Origin of the sequence: Vibrio variabilis (assembly GCF_003263785.1) — a bacterium.
GTDB lineage: Bacteria > Pseudomonadota > Gammaproteobacteria > Enterobacterales > Vibrionaceae > Vibrio > Vibrio variabilis.
The window spans coordinates 53,707-70,935 of sequence record NZ_JYJK01000139.1; the positions used below are offsets into that span (position 1 = coordinate 53,707).

Here is a 17,229-nt window from a genome sequence, read left to right on the forward strand (position 1 = left end):
CATTCCTTCCTTATGCATTCTGTTCTTGTAGGTTGTGATTGGTCAGTTCGTTGTTTTTAAGTTCTGTGACCTCAACGGTTCTGATGTCCCAAAGTTTCTCAATTTGGTTGATCAAGGTAGTGATGGGTCGATCGCTATCTACAATGATCTCAACGCTGGCAATCTTACTTTCATGGTTTTGGGTCGCAGCCACTTGTTTGATAATAAAGCCACGGTGGCGAATCACGCGCAGTACGCGCTCAAGCAAGACAGGTTTGTCGTCGGCTTTGATGTCTAGTAGATATCTGTCCATTAGGTATTCTCCAACATGTCACTATTTGAGGCACCTGGTGGAACCAAAGGCCATACGTTTTCTTCTTCATCGATCAGCACGTGCAACATGTAAGACGTCTTAGACTCGAGCATTTCTTTTAGCGCTGGCTCGACTTCTTCTTTGCGAGTGATGGTCTTGCCTGGAATATCAAAGGCTTTAGCAAGCATGACAAAATCTGGGTTGTCATCCAAAATCGTCTCACTATGTCTGCCGTCGAAGAACAGTGACTGCCACTGCCTTACCATACCAAGACGTTGGTTATTTAACAGCACAATTTTCACTGGGATTTGGCGACGCTTCAGGGTGCCGAGCTCTTGAACGTTCATCATGAATGAACCATCGCCAGTGATCAGGACAGATTGGTCATCAGGGCGTCCTACTGCTGCGCCCATTGCTGCAGGTAGACCAAAGCCCATGGTGCCGAGACCTGCTGAAGTAATGAAGTTCTCAGGCAGTCTTGGCTGAATATGCTGAGCTGCCCACATCTGGTGCTGGCCAACGTCGGTGGAGACGATAGAATTCTCCGGCATCATGTCTGAAAGCTGTTTTAACAGCAGCGGAGCGAAAATTAGGTCACCCGGGTGGTCGTAGCGCCATTTGAAGCCTCTGCGCAGACTTTCACTGTGATGCGCCCAAGCGTTAATGTCTTTTGATAGCTCTAGTTGAGGCAGAATCGCATTGATGTCACCACGCAGCGCCGCATGCGCTTCACGCAGCTTATTGAACTCTGCCGCATCGATATCGATATGAATCACCTTCGCGTGCGGTGCGAACGTATCCAGTTTACCCGTCACACGGTCATCGAAACGGGCACCAACGACGATGAGTAGGTCACACTCTTGTACCACCAAGTTCGCGGCTTTAGTGCCGTGCATACCCAGCATGCCCAAATAGTGAGGGTCGTGTCGGTCAATCGTGCCAAGACCTTTGAGTGTGCTGACGCTTGGCATCGGGTTGATGCGCAGGAACTCACGAACGGACTCAGTTGCATTTGCAAGTTGAACACCACCACCGACATACAGCACTGGGCGAGAGCTTTCGTCAAGCAATTGCTGAGCGCGTTTTACTTGCTGCTCATCGGCAACCGGGATAGCAGGGGGAGTAAACGGAGGAAGCACATCCACCGGAGCATTAGCAAGTTGGACATCTTTAGCGATATCAACAATGACAGGACCGGGTCTGCCAGTTTTCGCAACTTCAAATGCTTCGGCTAGAGTGGGAGCAAGTTCGTTGATATCAGTCACGAGGTAACTGTGTTTGGTACACGAGAGAGACATACCGATCACATCCATTTCTTGGAAGGCATCAGTACCGATATGTGAACTAGCAACTTGGCCAGTGATAGCAACGAGAGGGATAGAATCGAGGAAAGCGTCGGCAAGGCCGGTAACAAGGTTGGTGGCTCCAGGGCCTGAGGTTGCCATGCAAACAGCAACCTCTTTGGTGGCTCTTGCCATTCCGATGGCTGCCATTGCAGCGCCTTGTTCGTGTCGGCAAAGGATATGTTCCACACCACCGTCATACAAAGCATCGTAGATGGGCATGATGGCTCCACCTGGGTAACCAAACACGGTCTCGATACCTTGCTGCTTCAATGCGGCTACAACTAATTCAGCACCTGTCATTATAGCCTCCTTGAGTGCCACGCTTATCGTGACGATTTGTCGTTCGCTTGCACATGTTGTGCTCCATTTCTTCCTGTCATCTCAGCCCGTTGGCGTTCAATGAGTGATCACTATCAAATTACTATTATGAGTTTGTAAAAAAACCCCCGGACTTCTCAGTGCGGGGGTTTTTAAAATCTTGTGGCTATTTAACGCCCACATGCCCCCGTGCGGTACCAATCAGGACCACAATAATCAGGCTAATCAGAGTGTGAGAGTGTGCGTTAAAAGTCATTATCTTGTTTATTAATCGTTGCGTTGTGTCTAACGAAAATGTTTGCGTCCCTAGTGGTATCACAAATTTCTGTTAGCTGACAAGCAAAAAATCATACTTTCTTCACATTTACTCAGCATTAAATGTCGAGATATAACATAGGTTATATATAAAAATCTGACTTTTAACCGATGAGTGAAGAGAAGTCGGAATAAAAAAGGGATTCTATGGGATTATCTATTATTTACAGTCGTGCCAGCGTTGGCGTGGAGGCACCTCTGGTGACCGTGGAAGTGCACATCAGCAATGGCATGCCAGGCTTTACACTGGTAGGACTTCCCGAGACGACAGTCAAAGAATCTAAGGATAGAGTTCGTAGTGCGATCATTAATTCTCGATTCGAATTTCCCGCCAAACGGATCACTGTGAATCTTGCCCCTGCCGATCTCCCTAAAGAAGGTGGCCGCTTTGATTTGCCGATAGCGCTGGGAATACTGGCGGCTTCCGATCAACTGCCTCACGATAAGCTGCTGGCGCATGAATTTGTTGGTGAGCTGGCACTGTCCGGTGAGCTTAGAGCCGTAAAAGGCGTATTGCCTGCCGCACTCGCCGCCAATAAAGCGCAGCGCTGCTTATTGGTACCTGAGGAGAATGGCGATCAAGCAGCACTGGTTGGCAAAGATAACCATAAATCGGCCTCATCACTTCTCGACGTCTGTAGTTACTTGATGGGACAGCAGACTTTGTCTTTGGCAACTAGCAAGCCTGCTTCTCAAGTTGTGACAAAGAATCGAGACTTGCAAGATATCATTGGTCAGCAGCAAGGAAAAAGGGCGCTAGAAATCGCGGCTGCAGGTAATCACAATTTACTTTTTCTCGGTCCTCCTGGCACAGGGAAAACCATGTTGGCCTCTCGACTTTGTGATTTATTGCCAGAAATGAGTGAAGATGAAGCCATGGAAACGGCCTCGGTGGCTTCCCTTACTCAGCAAGAAATTAACGAGAGCAATTGGAGAACCAGACCCTTTCGCGCACCTCACCATTCGAGCTCAATGGCGGCGCTTGTTGGTGGTGGCTCTATTCCTAGACCTGGTGAAATTTCTTTGGCGCACAACGGATTGCTGTTCTTAGATGAGATGCCGGAGTTCGAGCGCAAAGTACTCGATTCACTGCGTGAGCCACTGGAGTCCGGTGAGATCATTATTTCTCGCGCACAAGGAAAAACCCGCTTTCCAGCGCGCTTTCAATTGGTTGGTGCGTTAAATCCAAGCCCGACAGGCTATTACGAGGGCAATCAATCTAGAACCAACCCGCAGCTTATTCTTCGCTATTTGAGTCGTTTATCCGGGCCTTTGCTCGACCGATTTGATATGTCGATTGAGATCCCCTCACTACCCAAAGGCACCTTAGCTGAAGGCGGAGATCGAGGAGAAACCACACAAACCGTGAAGCAACGTGTGTTGGTTGCAAGAGAGACGATGTTATCGCGCAGCGGCAAAGTGAATGCCCTGCTGCAAAGCCGCGAAATAGAACATTATTGCCGCTTAGAAAAAGCCGATGCTGAGTTTTTAGAAAATGCCCTTCATCGACTTGGCTTGTCGATTCGTGCTTATCACCGAATCATCAAAGTGGCGCGTACGATTGCCGATTTGGCTAATGAGCCCACCATACGAAGGGCTCATATTGCAGAAGCGTTGGGTTATCGTGCCATGGATCGGCTACTCAAGCAGCTCACGGCGCAAGCGGTGTAGTTAGAAGGCGAAGTTCACACCGATAGAGTGATCCAGTCAGCGGAATCGTAGAATGCAATAGAGGAGTCTGTCGCGTTGTAGCCTGAAAGTGAGATCAGAGATAGAGATTGCAGTGCAAGGTACTCATAAGCAAGGAACGCGCTGTACTTGTCATCGATACGGCCAGACTGGTCAAAGATGGCGTTTTGGCCACGATACTCATGATTCATATAGCTCATGGTTGCCGCAATGCTATGTTTTTTATATGCATACAGAGCGGTTAGCTCACCGCCGGCACCTTGGTTATTCATCGCTTCACCCTTGGCATCATCAAGCAAGTAAATGAGTGAAGGAAACAGTGTCCAAGCATTACTCATTGCGAGCGTGTAGGAGCCTTTGGCGTAATACATATCGCTGTTTCGGTCGTACTGGCTCGACAGGTTATTGCTGAGGTTGGTCGCAGAGCTTTCACCGGTTACCTCGCGGTTGCCATACGCCATATCGATCGTGAACAATGAGCCAGCAATGTTTTCAATCTGTAAGCGGTAAGCCTCGCCTTTGGCCTCTGTCTCTTCAAGCTGGTCAGCACCGACGTAAGGGTTTTTCCAGATCGGCTCTCCAATGACGGTTGGGAGGTAAGAGACGCTCCAAATAGAACCATCTTCGAGCTGCTGACGATATCCACCTTCGAGTACAAAGGTACCAACCGCAATGTCATTGCGCGATGTACCGAGGAACCATTCTTTGTTCCGCTTCGCACCATAGGTGTATTTGACCATACCCAGCGGCATCCAGAATTCATCGTAGGCTTCTTCTGCGCTGCTGATTTTGGGATCGGAGCTGGCAACGAAGTTGGATTTGTCACCGATTTGCGCATTACTGATGGAGATCTCGCCACTAAAGCCGGATTCTGGCGCCAATGCTGCGATGGCGGATTGGCTAATAATAGTCAATAGAGCAGTGGAAACGAGGGGCTTAAACTTGGTCATACAATATCCGTCAGTAGGCTCATTAGAGTGCTCAATCTAAGCATCTATATTTTATGCGGATACTTTAATGACAAAAAATGGCTTAACAACATGTTTTGTTAAGCCATATATTGATAGTTTTAATGCTTCGCGTTGGGTTCTATTAGAACTCCCAATTTAGACCCACAGAAGTAATCCAATCTTTCTCATCATAGAAGGCAATATTGGAGCTGCTGTTGTTCACGCCACCAAATGCGACCAAAGAGAGGTTGTCCGCATAAAAGATGCCCGGATATTCATACGCTAAAAACGCTTTCCATTCATCGTCTTCTCGAGTGACATTGTCGAACACTGGGTTCGCGCCATCATACTGACGGTTGAGATACGTGACGGTGAAAGCAAACTGGTGATTGCCAGCGGAGACAAATGACGAAATTTCTGCGCCATAAGTATTGCTCTTCATCGCGCTGCCATTTGCATCTTGTTGGGTGTAAATCAGCGCAGGGAACAGTAAAACCCCTTTGTTGACTGGCAGCATCATTTTGAATTTGCCGTAGAAAATATCGGCGTTTCTGTCGAGTGTCGCCATTTGATCTGCAGTTAAGTTCGCACCAGAGCCAGATAACTCTGAGTCCAGCTCACGCTTACCATAAGCAAGATCGAGGCTAAACAGCGAGCCGGCAATGTTATCTATCTGCATACGATAGGCCGTGCCTTTCTCGTCGGTGGTGCTTCGAGCTTGGTTTTCAAGGTAAGGGTCGCGCCATACCTCACCTTCAAGAATGGTTGGCAAAATCGCTAGGCTCCACTTAGTCCCATCTTGAAACTGATAACGGTAGCCGGTTTCAAGTGCCAGCGTACCCACGGCCACATCGGCTCGAGAAGTACCTAGGAATACTTGGTGGTTGGAACGTGAACCCCAGGTGTATTGAACGTTACCCAGTGGCAGAACTAAGGCGCTGCTGTTCTCTTGCGCCTCACCGGTATAGGTACGAAATTCATCGTCGGTATTGCTAAGGTTTGACGTTTTGCTCGCGTAAGCGGCGTTTAGTGCAATTTCACCACTAAAGCCATTACTTTCTCCTAATTTAGCTGCAGCACCATAAGAGACAACACTCAGTGACACTGCTAAGACACTCCATGCCCTTTTCATAACGGTTCCTTATCACATTCTGATTTTGAGGTAACGGTTGTAATTATATGTTTATGTTATGTTATTGGTTCAGAATAAGTGTGTTTTTTGCAAGTTACAACACAAATCAGACCAATAAATTAATCGTTGCGCAGTGCCTTCCCCCTTGTACAATTAACCGCCATAAAACTGCCACAAATACTTCATAGAACGTTAGATATGCTTGGATACCTAATTTTTGTAATGAGTTCGTCGCTCGTCATCCTCAATACCGCATTTTGTTCGATCCCTATTTTAGGTTTTGGGCTGATGAAACTGGTGCTGCCGTTTAAGCCGGCTCAGGCATTATGTACCACGCTTGCCAATAAATTCATGTGGCTATGGGCAACGGTGAACCACGGCATACTTCATTTGGTCAACCCAAAGCTTGAATGGGAAATCGAAGGGCTCGAAGCGCTGCGAAAAGATGGCTGGTATTTGATGATCAGTAATCACCTGAGTTGGACGGATATCGTCGTGCTGTGTAGCGTGTTTAAAGATCGCATTCCTATGCCTAAATTCTTTCTTAAGCAGCAACTTTTGTATGTTCCCTTTGTCGGTATGGCGTGCTGGGCGCTGAACATGCCGTTTATGAAGCGCTACTCCCGTGAATACTTAATTAAGCATCCAGAAAAGCGTGGTCAAGATTTAGAGACCACGCGTCGCTCTTGCGCCAAATTTAAAGATACGCCAACAACGGTGGTGAACTACGTAGAAGGCACGCGCTTTACCACTGAGAAGCAAAAGCGAAGCAAGGCGGGCTACCAGCATTTGCTGCAACCTAAATCAGGCGGTATCGCGTATACGTTGGCCGCGATGGGTGAGCAGTTTGATAGCATTATAGATGTCACCTTGGCCTACCCAGAAAATAGAGTCGAGCCATTCAAAGCCGCATTAATGGGCAACATGACCAAGATAGTGGTCAAAGTGCGTACTTTGCCCATAGATGAAAACGTATCGGGAGACTACTTCAACGACAAACCCTATAAGCGTCGTTTCCAGCAATGGCTTGGGGATCTCTGGCAGCAAAAAGATGATGTGTTGAAAGAGATTCATCGCAAATAAAAAAACCGAGCCTGATTGATATCAGGCTCGGTTTTTCTTTATAGAGTTGGGTTACTTTTTCAAGAGGAAGTTAACCAGCTCGAAGTACTCATCAAGAGAGGTAATACCACCTGCTTCAACAAGGTACTTGTTGTTAACGATAACTGCTGGAACACCGGTTAGGCCGCTATCTTTAAACTGCTTGTCGAAGCGGCGAACCATGGAATCAACGGCAAAACCATTAAACGCTGAATCGAATTTCTTAGCATCTACCTCTTCATCTAGGAAGATTTGACGCAGTTCTTCATCGTTTTTTGGTGGCTTCTGTAAGTTGTGAATGCGGTTAAACATCACTGGCGTCATTTTGTCTTCAACTTTAAGTGCAATCATCGTCGCGTAAGCCTTACTCATTGAAAGACCCATTGGACCACCCATAAAGGAAACATGGTTTTTCTGGAACTTAGCGTCGGCAGGGATCTTCTTTTTCAGCTGAGCGATGATAGGCTCAAAGCTGTTACAGTGCGGGCAGTAGAATGAGAAGTACTCAGTCACGACTGGCTTTGAGGATTTTTCCAACTCCAGCACCTTGTAGTGTTTGCCTTCTTCAAACTGGGCGGCACTGACGCTTAGGCTGACGAGTAGCGTCGCAAAAAGTGCGATGATTTTTTTCATTATTTTCTCCATGTGTAAAACTCAAATCCTATTGATGGATTTCGACTAGTTTGTCACCACTGCGGCTGCAATGAAAGTGGCTTTTCGTTAAGAGCGGCAATTTGCTCTTTAAAACCAAGTACCTGACCTTCCCAGTATTTCGCATCATTAAACCAAGGAAACGCTAGCGGGAAAGCAGGATCATGCCAGCGCTTAGCTAGCCATGCCATGTAGTGCACCATACGTAGACCGCGCAATGGTTCAATAAGTTTCAATTGACTGCTAGGTAAGTCACTGAATTCTTGATACCCCTCCAAGAGTACGTCGAGCTGCATCAGCTTGTCTTGACGGTCGCCATTGAGCAGCATCCACAAATCTTGAATTGCGGGACCATTACGCGAATCGTCAAGATCGACAAACAGTGGGCCATCACGCCATAAGATATTGCCTGGATGGCAGTCGCCATGCAGTCTAATGGTCTCTGCGGGCTGCCAGTGAGTTTCAATTTGGCCGATCAGCATATCCAAGTCGCTAAAGAAGGCGTTTTCTAGATGTGAGGGAATAAAGCTGGAGCTTTGCAGTAACTTACGTGGCTGGTACAGGTATTCTTCCAGCCCTAGGGTAGGGCGATGCACAAAAGGCTTACTGGCGCCGACTTTGTGGATGCGGCCAAGGAAGCGTCCAACCCATTCAATTTGCTCAAGGTTATCCACCTCAAACTGTCGGCCGCCTTCGCTGGCAAACAGGGTAAACAGATAGCCTTGATATTCATGAATCGTCTGGCCATTGATGATTAAGGGTGCAGAAACAGGGACTTCGTGTTCTAGCAGTTCATGAGCAAAATCGTGCTCTTCTTGGATTTGTGCTTGGCTCCAACGCTGAGGGCGATAGAACTTAACCACGTAGCGCTTACGTTCTTCATCAGTGAACTGATACACACGGTTTTCATAGCTGTTGAGAGGAAGCAAGCCGGATTCGGCTCTAACACCAATGCTTTCAAGGGCGTACCACATAAAATCGGGAGTGAGGGCGTCAAAGTTAAACGCAGTATCTGTCATCGTGATGATAAAAGGGCTCGTTGCCGAGCCCTTTCCTATTATTGGTTGCTGCTAGAGAGCTAGAGCTTTTTGATAAATCGACTTTCCACTTGTACGGAGAAGTCGTTGCTGTCACTCAGTATAAACTGAATTGTTGAGACAGGTGAACTTAGCGCATCCGGATCGGCGCCAAGGCTCATTGGCAGGTTATACACTTCACCCGGTTCGACGGTAATGGTTTGTCTGCCATACCAAGTCGCACCCTCTAGACCTGAAACACGTAACGTGTACTGCTGCTCTTGTTGAGTCTTATTGATGACTTTTAGGGTGTAGGTATTTTCAACTAAGCCATCGCTGTTGACTCGGAACAGCTGGTTGCGGTCGCGCAGAACGCTCAGGCCTGCGGGATCTACAGCCGATATTTGCACAAAAAACAGAGCAATCATAACCAGTAATACCGCGCCATAGCCGAGCAGTTTTGGTCGCAGGACCTTGGTGTGTTTGCCTGATAAGCGGTGTTCGGTGGTATAGCTGATAAGCCCCTTGTCGTAACCCATGCGATCCATGGTTTTGTCACAGGCATCGATACAGGCACCACAGTTAATACATTCGTATTGCAGACCATCGCGAATATCGATACCCGTTGGACAAACTTGTACGCAGAGATCGCAGTCGATACAGTCACCTAAGCCAAGCTGCTTCGGATCCGCTTTGCGAGAGCGAGGGCCACGCTTTTCACCGCGCTTGGTATCGTAACCGACGATAAAGGTGTCTTTGTCGAACATTGCCGACTGGAAGCGCGCGTATGGGCACATGTGGATACACATAATCGAGCGCATCCATCCCGCATTGGCATAGGTACATGCGGCGAAGAACACGACCCAAAACACAGGCCAAAAGCTGGCATTGAAGGTGAAGAAGTCGCTGACCAGTGGACCAATGGGTACAAAATAGCCAGTAAAGGTAAAGCCGGTGGCAAGGGCAATCGCAATCCAAGCGGCATGTTTAAGACCTTTACGTGCAATAAGGTTACCGGTGAGCTTACCGCTGTCTTGTTTGCGGCGCTTGTTGGCACTGCCCTCCAGTTTTTCTTCAAACCAGATGTACATAAAGGTCCAAACGGTTTGCGGGCATAAGTAGCCACACCATACGCGACCTAAAAAGGTGGTGATAAAGAATAGACCAAACGCGGCGACCATAAATAGCAGCGCGAGTAGGGTGAGATCTTGCGGATAAAGGGTGGTACCAAAAAAGTTAAACTGCTGATTACCGATATCGAGCAGCACCGCTTGTCTCTCGCCATAAGGTATCCATGGCACTAGGGCAAACAACACCAGTAAGAACCAGCCGCCATAGCGTCTTAGTTTTTGAAAGGTCCCTTTGCTCTCTCGAACATAGATCCGGTTGCTTGGGTTGAATCTGTCGCCGTTGCCTTTGTGGGTTTTGGGGTTAAACGTTTTAGGCGTTACATCCTTTACGTCGATTTTGTCCTGACTCATTGTTGAGTGTCCTTCTTGGGCTGACGGTGCGTTTCAGACGCACTCTATCTTTTCCGACATTGCAGTAACTGTGTACGGTGTCATGCCACACTGTTCGGCATTGTTATTCAGTACGCAGTATGAAAACCCAAAGATTATAACCTTGATAACAATTTCATTTCTTTAAGGCTATCAACCTTTAACAACAAAATGAGTGAGCGGTCATAGAAAAAACGACCCTATAAAGGGTCGTTTTTATAACTCATGGTTATTTGATGATGCCGCGAGCTTTGAGCAAAGCGGTCTTGAAATCATCTTCTTGGTCTTTGGCGAGACCTGGAATCATCTCGTCTTTTTTACTATTGCGCATCTTGAGATGGTAGATAAGCACATCATCAGTGAGATCTTCGAGTTTGCCTTCGTAGCCAGCTTCGCTGGCAAGCTTAACCAGGAACTCAAGCAGGTTGAGATCGGAATCTTTTTGCCATTCAGGGTGAATGAGCTCGATCAGTTCGTTGACGCGGTGACACTTCATAACTTTCTCCACAAAATTTATAGGTATTTTTGAGTAAAAATATCAAAGTTCATTGAGAATACCAATATGTGGCGAAATGGAAGGCAAAAAAAAGCGCAGACTGACTGCGCTTTTTATTAAGCTGCTTTAATAACGCTTGTTGGCGTTGATGTCATTCGGACACCTTGCTCAACGAGGGTCATTGAAGGAGCGACTTTTTTCGCGACAGGTGCAGCGACAAAGCCACTGCGACGACGCATTAACGCACTACGGTTAGCCGAGTACGAAAACCTGACGGGTGTTGGGCGCATATTGTTGTAACCTAACAAGTCAGGCAATTCCGTTGCCAAATACATGGCCTGATCACCTATGAGAAACACTGAATAGACTCCCAATGTCGCTCTTTTTTGACTGATGCCACTCCAAATAAGTAATCAGGAATAACGGTGTGCATGCACACCACGCATAGAATAGCAGTAAGCGTCTGGATATTCGATAGATCCCATAAAAAAAGTGGTTATTTTTTCTTCACTGACTCTGTGCGCGTAACGTTTGTTTTCTCTCTCGATTTACGATACAACACTAGATGTGTCTTTGGTTATAAAGGGAACTAAGTATGTCTTTTTTCAAAAAAACCTTAGCAAGTTTTGGAATAGGGGCAGCCAAAGTTGACTCTGTTCTGCATCAAGAGTTTCTCCACCCAGGTGAAACCGCAAAAGTGACCATTCATGTTTATGGTGGCAAAACCGCGCAAACCGTAGACAACATCAAGCTTAAGCTCTGCTGCCGCTACATCGACGAGGTAGCGCAAAACCAAAACGACAACAGTAACCATCCTCGCGCCAAAAAAGAAAGTCTCTAAAACTTATGAGCTGCATTCTTGGACCTTGCCGTATGCGTTTACCATAGAGCCGGGTGAAACCCGTGACTTTGACGTTGAACTGGACGTGCCATGGAATACTCCGGTGACAATCGGCGACTCACGTGTGTGGTTAGAAACCGGCCTCGATATCGCCATGGCAGCGGATCCGACAGACAAAGATATGCTGACCGTTCGCCCCGATCCTCTCATTGATGGCATTTTTGTCGCGCTTGAAGATCAAGGGCTGCGCATACGCCAAGTGGAATGCGAAGCGGCGAAAGGCTTTGCTATGCCTTTTGTTCAAGAGTTTGAGTTTGTACCGACCACTGGCCCTTACCACGGCCGCTGGCGAGAGTTAGAGATCATCGCGTATCGAAGTGAGGATGAGCTTAAGCTGTGGTTCGAGATTGATCGCAACAAAGAGGGGGTTAAAGGGATGCTGTCTAGCTTGATTGGCCTTGGCCAGCTTAAACGCGAGCTCACTTTGCCAAGCTCTCTTTCCGGTGAGGAAGCGGGCAAACAGGTTTTAGACTACTTAGAGCAAACCACCTAACTTTGAGCTAACACATGTTCGCTGAATATGGCATACTCTGATTTTGTGACCAAAATGAGAGTATGCGGGTATGTCGACGATCACTTCCCATTACAGCGCACGTGAAGAGTGGGCTAATAGTGTTACTCATGGCGTTGGCGTTCTGCTGTCGATCGTAGGCTTGATATTGTTGTTGCAGCGCTCGCTGGCCGCTGGTGCCGATGTGATGACCTTGACCAGCATGAGTCTGTATGGCGGCAGCATGATCACCTTGTTTCTCGCCTCAACCTTGTATCACTCCATCGCGCACCCGAGCAGTAAGCGTTGGCTTAAGACTTTTGATCACTGCGCTATTTTCTTATTGATCGCGGGTAGCTATACCCCATTTATGCTGGTGAGTTTACGCACGCCACTTGCTATTGGGTTGATGGTGGTGATTTGGGCGCTTGCGGTAATTGGCATTATCATGAAGCTGTTTTTTGTCTATCGCTTCAAACGCGCGTCATTGATTACTTATCTAGTGATGGGGTGGTTATCGCTGATCGTGATTTACCAGCTTGCCAAACACCTTGATCCTTCCGGCCTTATCTTACTCGCTGCCGGCGGGGCAATTTACACACTGGGCGTAGTGTTCTACGCCAACAAGCGCATACCCTATAATCACGCTATCTGGCATCTGTTTGTGCTAGGGGGAGCGGCGTGTCACTTTTTTGCTGTGTATTGGTACGTGACACCCATGTAACCGAGATAACGCCGCGACTAGCGGCGCCAGAATGCAGGGAAGAACAGTACGATCAGCGTGAGAATTTCCAAGCGCCCCATTAGCATACCTAAACTCAGTAACCATTTTGCCGCATCGGGCAGCGGAGCAAAGTTTCCTGTTGGACCAATGATTGAGCCCATCCCAGGTCCCACATTGGCAACGGCGGTAATCGCCCCAGAGATGCTGGTGGTAGGGTCTAACCCCATCGCGCTTAGTGCCCCTGCAAGGACGATAATAGTGACGAAGAACATCAAGCCAAATGCCACCACTGAGCGCACGATGTCATCATTTACTGGCCGCTGGTTGTAACGCTGTACGAATACGCCAGAAGGGTGAATAAGCTTCATCATTTGTTTGTGCAGCAGAGTTACTGCGATTTGAAAGCGAAAGATTTTAATGCCGCCAGAGGTTGAGCCTGAACATGCCCCCACCATCATCATAAACGCAAAAACTACCGATGGTAGTGGACCCCAGGCGGTGAAATCTTCCAAGCCAAATCCTGTTGTCGTGACCACTGAGACGATGTTGAACATAGAGACGCGGAAGGCATCGTCTAAGGCATAGCCGTCTTCGATAAACAGCCAAAGAGCCACAACCGTACTGGCTACCAAGAATAGATAACCAAAGCCGCGCACCTGAGCATCATTAAATAGCACTCTCGGATCGCGTTTTGACAGTGCGGCGACAAACAGCAAGAAGGGTAAGCCACCTAAGAACATAAACACGGTACCAACCCAATGTGACCCTTCTGAGAAGTGGTTCATTGAGCCATCAGAGGTGGAGTAGCCGCCAGTGGATAACGTGGTAAACGAGTGGTTAATGGCATCAAATAGGTTCATGCCAGTAGCAAGATAGCCGAGTAGGCACAGTCCCGTCAGCACTAAATACACCACCACAATGTTTTTCGCGACGGTCTTCGCTCGCGGACTGCTTTTATCAGACCAATCAGAAGACTCGGTCTGGAACAGTCGCATCCCGCCGACGTTGAGCATTGGCAAGACGGCTACCGCCATTACAATAAAGCCGATACCGCCGAGCCACTGCAGTATTGAGCGCCACAGCAAGATACTCGGAGCCATGTTGTCGAGGCCACTGAGTACGGTCGAGCCTGTGGTAGTGATGCCTGACATGGTTTCAAAGTAGGCATCGGTAAAGCTTATGTGGTTGATGAACACAAAAGGCAGCGCCGCAAACGCACTGGCAATGGTCCACACTAAACTGGTGATCAAGAACATGTCTCGAACACCCAGCTTAAAGTGTTTGGTTCGGCCGATGGATAGGCACAGGAAAGCCGCAACGTGGGTGATGATGACTGCAAGACCAAAGTCTAAAAAGCCGTCAGTACCCGTAAAGAAGGCGACCAGAGTTGGTACGTACATGAATAGGGCGAGCTTAGAGAGCACCAACCCTATAACAAACGAGACCGGACGGGCGTTAACCATAAAATTGCCTTACAAGAAGAACGCGCTCGGCTGGAATAATGCCTCAACATCAGGCACGTATTTCTTATCAACCAAGAACATGACCACGTGGTCATCTTGCTCGATAATGGTTCGGTCGTGGGCAATTAATACTTCTTCACCACGCACAATCGCACCGATGGTGGTACCCGGTGGAAGCTTGATATCGCCAATGGCCTTGCCAACCACTTTGGAGGTGGTTTCATCGCCATGCGCAACCGCTTCGATAGCCTCGGCAGCGCCGCGACGCAGTGAAGATACGTTAACGATATCCGCACGACGAACGTGAGTAAGCAAAGCCGAAATCGTCGCTTGCTGAGGAGAAATCGCCACATCAATGGTGCCGCCTTGAACCAAGTCAACATAAGCGCCGCGCTGGATAAGCACCATCACCTTCTTTGCGCCCATTTTCTTCGCCAGCATCGCCGACATGATGTTAGTTTCATCTTCGTTGGTGAGTGCAATAAACACATCGACTTGGTCGATGTTTTCTTCTGCAAGCAGCTCTTGGTCTGCGGCATCACCACAGAAGACAATAGTGTTTTCTAGCTCTTCAGAGAGCTTCTCTGCACGTTGATAGCTGCGCTCAATCAGTTTCACGCTATAGGTCTGCTCTAGGCGTTTGGCAAGACTGGCACCGATGTTACCACCACCCACAATCATGATACGGCGATAAGGCTTCTCTAGGCGCTGCAGTTCGCTCATTACTGAGCGAATGTGGTTGCTTGCCGCGACGAAGAACACTTCATCATCGGCTTCGATAATGGTGGTGCCTTGCGGACGAATAGGGCGGCCTTGACGGAAAATCGCTGCTACGCGGGTGTCGATATGCGGCATGTGCTCACGTAGAGTCGATAGGGCATTACCTACTAACGGTCCGCCGTAGTAGGCTTTTACCGCGACGAGACTGACGCGTTCATCCGCAAAGCTGACCACTTGCAGTGCGCCAGGGTACTGGATCAATCGCTCAATGTAGCTGGTGACAAGCTCTTCAGGGGCAATCAGGTGGTCAACTGGAATGGCACCGGAGTTAAACAAGCTCTCTTTTTCAATCAAGTATTCACGAGAGCGAATACGCGCGACACGGTTAGGGGTGTTGAAGAGCGAAAATGCGACCTGACAAGCCGCCATGTTGGTTTCGTCCATATTGGTGACGGCAACCAACATATCGGCATCTTGTGCGCCGGCCTCTCGTAGCACATCTGGGTGACAAGCGTAGCCATTGACGACACGCAAATCATACTTATCTTGCAGCTCTCTTAAACGGTCGCTGTCGCGGTCTACGATAGTGATATCGTTGTTTTCCCCCACCAGGTTCTCCGCTAGGGTGCCACCAACTTGACCAGCTCCAAGAATGATGATTTTCATAACATTTCGCTCTTCTGTTTTTATAAACTCGTTACGTCAATAGCATAGCCATCAATAAGTTAGCATGCTATTGATTTTTAAGTTCCCTACACAATGCTCGATTACTTTGTCTTTTGTAGGACAGCGTAATAGAAGCCGTCCATATCGTGCTCACCCGGAAGAATCTGACGTCCAGGGTTCTCTTTATCTGAGCCAATAAGCTCAGCGTTTTCTGTGCGAGCCAAGAACGCAATCACTTGGTCTTTGTTCTCTTGCGGCGTGATAGAGCACGTTGCGTACACTAAGGTGCCACCCACTTTCAGTTGCTGCCACATGGCATCAAAAATCTCGCGTTGCAGCTCTGCAAGTGCCTCAATGTCATCCGCGCGACGCAGCCATTTGATATCAGGGTGACGACGAATCACGCCCGTCGCAGAACAGGGGGCGTCCAACAAAATACGGTCAAACTGCTCACCTTGCCACCACTCTTGTGGCGTTCTTGCGTCACCGCATACGACTTTCGCTTGTAGGTTGAGGCGCTTCAGGTTGTCGTGGACACGTTTTAGTCGTGTCTCGTCACAATCAATCGCCACCACTTGGCTGTTTTTGGTGCGCTCAAGAATGTGAGCGGTTTTACCACCTGGCGCTGCACAACAGTCTAAAATCAGCTCACCATCTTGTGGTTGTAGGTAGTTGATCGACAACTGCGCTGCGGCATCTTGAACCGATACCCAGCCTTTTTCAAAGCCCGGAAGCTTGGTCACATCGCAAGGGGCGGCCAATTTTAGGGCATCTTGTGCTTCTGGGTGAGGGTGGAATCTATGCCTTCATTTTTGAGAAGCGCTTGATAATCGTCACGAGGCAGGTGCTGATGGTTCACGCGCAGCCACATTGGCGCTTTCATGTTGTTGGCTTCAACAATGCTTTCCCACTGTTCTGGGTAGCTTTGCTGCAAAAGTTTTAATAGCCAGCTTGGGTGACCGTACTTACCTGCATTGTGGCTGACCGACTTTTGATCTAACTCTTCTTGATTGCGTTGGTAGTTACGCAGTACAGCGTTGATTAAGCCGCGCAGCCTCGGACCTTTCAGTGCTTTGGTTGCTTCCACGGTTTCGCCAACGGCAGCGTGAGCCGGAATACGCATATGACCGATTTGGTAAAGACCCACCAAAATCAGATGATGAAATACGCGCTGTTTGCCCTTGAGTGGTTTATCCATTAATTCGGATGCGACAGATTCAAGGCGAGGTAAAATCCGAAGTGCACCAAAACAGATTTCTTGAAGCAGTGCTTGGTCGCGAGGTTTCACCTGCTGCTGACCCAATGGAAGTGCACTCGAGAGCGATTGGCCTTTATCAACCACTTGGAAAAGGATATTAGCCGCGACAGCGCGAACGTTCATGTTAGTTACCTAAATTTGTGTTGCTATGAAAACAAACTAGGGCCTGTACTGGTCAGTACTGGCCCTAAATATCGTATGC

The 17,229-nt window shown here is 48.3% G+C and carries 14 protein-coding genes and 2 pseudogenes; 4 read left to right on the forward strand and 12 right to left on the reverse strand.

Going from position 1 to position 17,229, the window contains the following annotated elements; all coding sequences use genetic code 11:
• Positions 1–10: 10 nt before the first annotated feature.
• Together ilvM and ilvG are read right to left on the reverse strand one after the other, a co-directional pair.
• Complete coding sequence (ilvM, locus tag TZ48_RS23315) at positions 11–292, reverse strand: acetolactate synthase 2 small subunit (protein ID WP_042502416.1); 282 nt, start codon at positions 290–292, stop codon at positions 11–13.
• On the reverse strand, positions 292–1,938 hold the full coding sequence (gene ilvG, locus TZ48_RS23320) for an acetolactate synthase 2 catalytic subunit (protein ID WP_112481057.1): 1,647 nt from the start codon (positions 1,936–1,938) through the stop codon (positions 292–294). The genes ilvM and ilvG overlap by 1 nt, the downstream gene beginning before the upstream one ends.
• Before the next feature lie 480 nt (positions 1,939–2,418).
• Here ilvG and TZ48_RS23325 point away from each other — a divergent pair, with 480 nt between their 5' ends.
• Positions 2,419–3,942 (forward strand): YifB family Mg chelatase-like AAA ATPase, encoded by a 1,524-nt coding sequence (locus TZ48_RS23325; protein ID WP_112481059.1) that lies wholly within the window; start codon positions 2,419–2,421, stop codon positions 3,940–3,942.
• 14 nt (positions 3,943–3,956) lie between these two features.
• On the opposite strand, the gene TZ48_RS23330 is transcribed toward TZ48_RS23325, so the two are convergent.
• Positions 3,957–4,910: a DUF2860 family protein gene (locus TZ48_RS23330; RefSeq protein ID WP_112481061.1), complete on the reverse strand. Its 954-nt coding sequence runs from the start codon at positions 4,908–4,910 to the stop codon at positions 3,957–3,959.
• A 142-nt stretch (positions 4,911–5,052) separates the two neighbouring features.
• Positions 5,053–6,042, reverse strand: coding sequence for a DUF2860 domain-containing protein (locus TZ48_RS23335; RefSeq protein ID WP_112481063.1), 990 nt, complete (start codon positions 6,040–6,042; stop codon positions 5,053–5,055).
• A gap of 198 nt (positions 6,043–6,240) precedes the next feature.
• Here TZ48_RS23335 and TZ48_RS23340 point away from each other — a divergent pair, with 198 nt between their 5' ends.
• Positions 6,241–7,125: an acyltransferase gene (locus TZ48_RS23340; protein ID WP_112481065.1), complete on the forward strand. Its 885-nt coding sequence runs from the start codon at positions 6,241–6,243 to the stop codon at positions 7,123–7,125.
• 51 nt (positions 7,126–7,176) lie between these two features.
• On the opposite strand, the gene TZ48_RS23345 is transcribed toward TZ48_RS23340, so the two are convergent.
• The 5 genes from TZ48_RS23345 to TZ48_RS23365 all read right to left on the reverse strand — a co-directional run bounded on the left by TZ48_RS23345 (position 7,177) and on the right by TZ48_RS23365 (position 11,164).
• Entirely contained in the window at positions 7,177–7,776 is a 600-nt protein-coding gene (locus TZ48_RS23345; protein ID WP_112481068.1) for a thiol:disulfide interchange protein DsbA/DsbL, read from the reverse strand.
• A gap of 53 nt (positions 7,777–7,829) precedes the next feature.
• A complete protein-coding gene (locus TZ48_RS23350) occupies positions 7,830–8,813 on the reverse strand; it encodes a serine/threonine protein kinase (RefSeq protein ID WP_112481070.1) in 984 nt (327 codons plus the stop codon).
• Positions 8,814–8,872: 59 nt separating this feature from the next.
• Positions 8,873–10,291, reverse strand: a complete 1,419-nt coding sequence (ccoG, locus tag TZ48_RS23355) for a cytochrome c oxidase accessory protein CcoG (protein ID WP_112481072.1) — start codon at positions 10,289–10,291, stop codon at positions 8,873–8,875.
• Positions 10,292–10,538: 247 nt separating this feature from the next.
• On the reverse strand, positions 10,539–10,805 hold the full coding sequence (locus TZ48_RS23360) for a YihD family protein (protein WP_112481074.1): 267 nt from the start codon (positions 10,803–10,805) through the stop codon (positions 10,539–10,541).
• A 116-nt stretch (positions 10,806–10,921) separates the two neighbouring features.
• On the reverse strand, positions 10,922–11,164 hold the full coding sequence (locus TZ48_RS23365; protein ID WP_162674702.1) for a hypothetical protein: 243 nt from the start codon (positions 11,162–11,164) through the stop codon (positions 10,922–10,924).
• A 236-nt stretch (positions 11,165–11,400) separates the two neighbouring features.
• Here TZ48_RS23365 and TZ48_RS23370 point away from each other — a divergent pair.
• Positions 11,401–12,199 (forward strand): annotated as a pseudogene (locus TZ48_RS23370) (sporulation protein).
• 70 nt (positions 12,200–12,269) lie between these two features.
• Positions 12,270–12,920 carry a PAQR family membrane homeostasis protein TrhA gene (gene trhA / locus TZ48_RS23375; protein ID WP_112481078.1) on the forward strand — a complete coding sequence of 217 codons (651 nt, stop codon included), beginning with the start codon at positions 12,270–12,272 and terminating at the stop codon, positions 12,918–12,920.
• Positions 12,921–12,937: 17 nt separating this feature from the next.
• Here trhA and TZ48_RS23380 read toward each other — a convergent pair whose 3' ends face one another.
• The 3 genes and pseudogenes from TZ48_RS23380 to rsmB form a co-directional block, all read right to left on the reverse strand.
• Positions 12,938–14,383, reverse strand: coding sequence for a TrkH family potassium uptake protein (locus TZ48_RS23380; protein WP_112481080.1), 1,446 nt, complete (start codon positions 14,381–14,383; stop codon positions 12,938–12,940).
• A gap of 9 nt (positions 14,384–14,392) precedes the next feature.
• Positions 14,393–15,769: a Trk system potassium transporter TrkA gene (gene trkA, locus TZ48_RS23385; protein ID WP_042478065.1), complete on the reverse strand. Its 1,377-nt coding sequence runs from the start codon at positions 15,767–15,769 to the stop codon at positions 14,393–14,395.
• Positions 15,770–15,870: 101 nt separating this feature from the next.
• A pseudogene (rsmB, locus tag TZ48_RS23390) lies at positions 15,871–17,150 on the reverse strand (16S rRNA (cytosine(967)-C(5))-methyltransferase RsmB).
• Positions 17,151–17,229 lie beyond the last annotated feature (79 nt).

What these genes read in the sequence shown, in the direction of transcription:
- ilvM (WP_042502416.1), bottom strand. Translation starts at nt 292, where the DNA reads ATGGACAGATATCTACTAGACATCAAAGCCGACGACAAACCTGTCTTG.
- ilvG (WP_112481057.1), bottom strand. Translation starts at nt 1,938, where the DNA reads ATGACAGGTGCTGAATTAGTTGTAGCCGCATTGAAGCAGCAAGGTATC.
- TZ48_RS23325 (WP_112481059.1), top strand. Translation starts at nt 2,419, where the DNA reads ATGGGATTATCTATTATTTACAGTCGTGCCAGCGTTGGCGTGGAGGCA.
- TZ48_RS23330 (WP_112481061.1), bottom strand. Translation starts at nt 4,910, where the DNA reads ATGACCAAGTTTAAGCCCCTCGTTTCCACTGCTCTATTGACTATTATT.
- TZ48_RS23335 (WP_112481063.1), bottom strand. Translation starts at nt 6,042, where the DNA reads ATGAAAAGGGCATGGAGTGTCTTAGCAGTGTCACTGAGTGTTGTCTCT.
- TZ48_RS23340 (WP_112481065.1), top strand. Translation starts at nt 6,241, where the DNA reads ATGCTTGGATACCTAATTTTTGTAATGAGTTCGTCGCTCGTCATCCTC.
- TZ48_RS23345 (WP_112481068.1), bottom strand. Translation starts at nt 7,776, where the DNA reads ATGAAAAAAATCATCGCACTTTTTGCGACGCTACTCGTCAGCCTAAGC.
- TZ48_RS23350 (WP_112481070.1), bottom strand. Translation starts at nt 8,813, where the DNA reads ATGACAGATACTGCGTTTAACTTTGACGCCCTCACTCCCGATTTTATG.
- ccoG (WP_112481072.1), bottom strand. Translation starts at nt 10,291, where the DNA reads ATGAGTCAGGACAAAATCGACGTAAAGGATGTAACGCCTAAAACGTTT.
- TZ48_RS23360 (WP_112481074.1), bottom strand. Translation starts at nt 10,805, where the DNA reads ATGAAGTGTCACCGCGTCAACGAACTGATCGAGCTCATTCACCCTGAA.
- trhA (WP_112481078.1), top strand. Translation starts at nt 12,270, where the DNA reads ATGTCGACGATCACTTCCCATTACAGCGCACGTGAAGAGTGGGCTAAT.
- TZ48_RS23380 (WP_112481080.1), bottom strand. Translation starts at nt 14,383, where the DNA reads ATGGTTAACGCCCGTCCGGTCTCGTTTGTTATAGGGTTGGTGCTCTCT.
- trkA (WP_042478065.1), bottom strand. Translation starts at nt 15,769, where the DNA reads ATGAAAATCATCATTCTTGGAGCTGGTCAAGTTGGTGGCACCCTAGCG.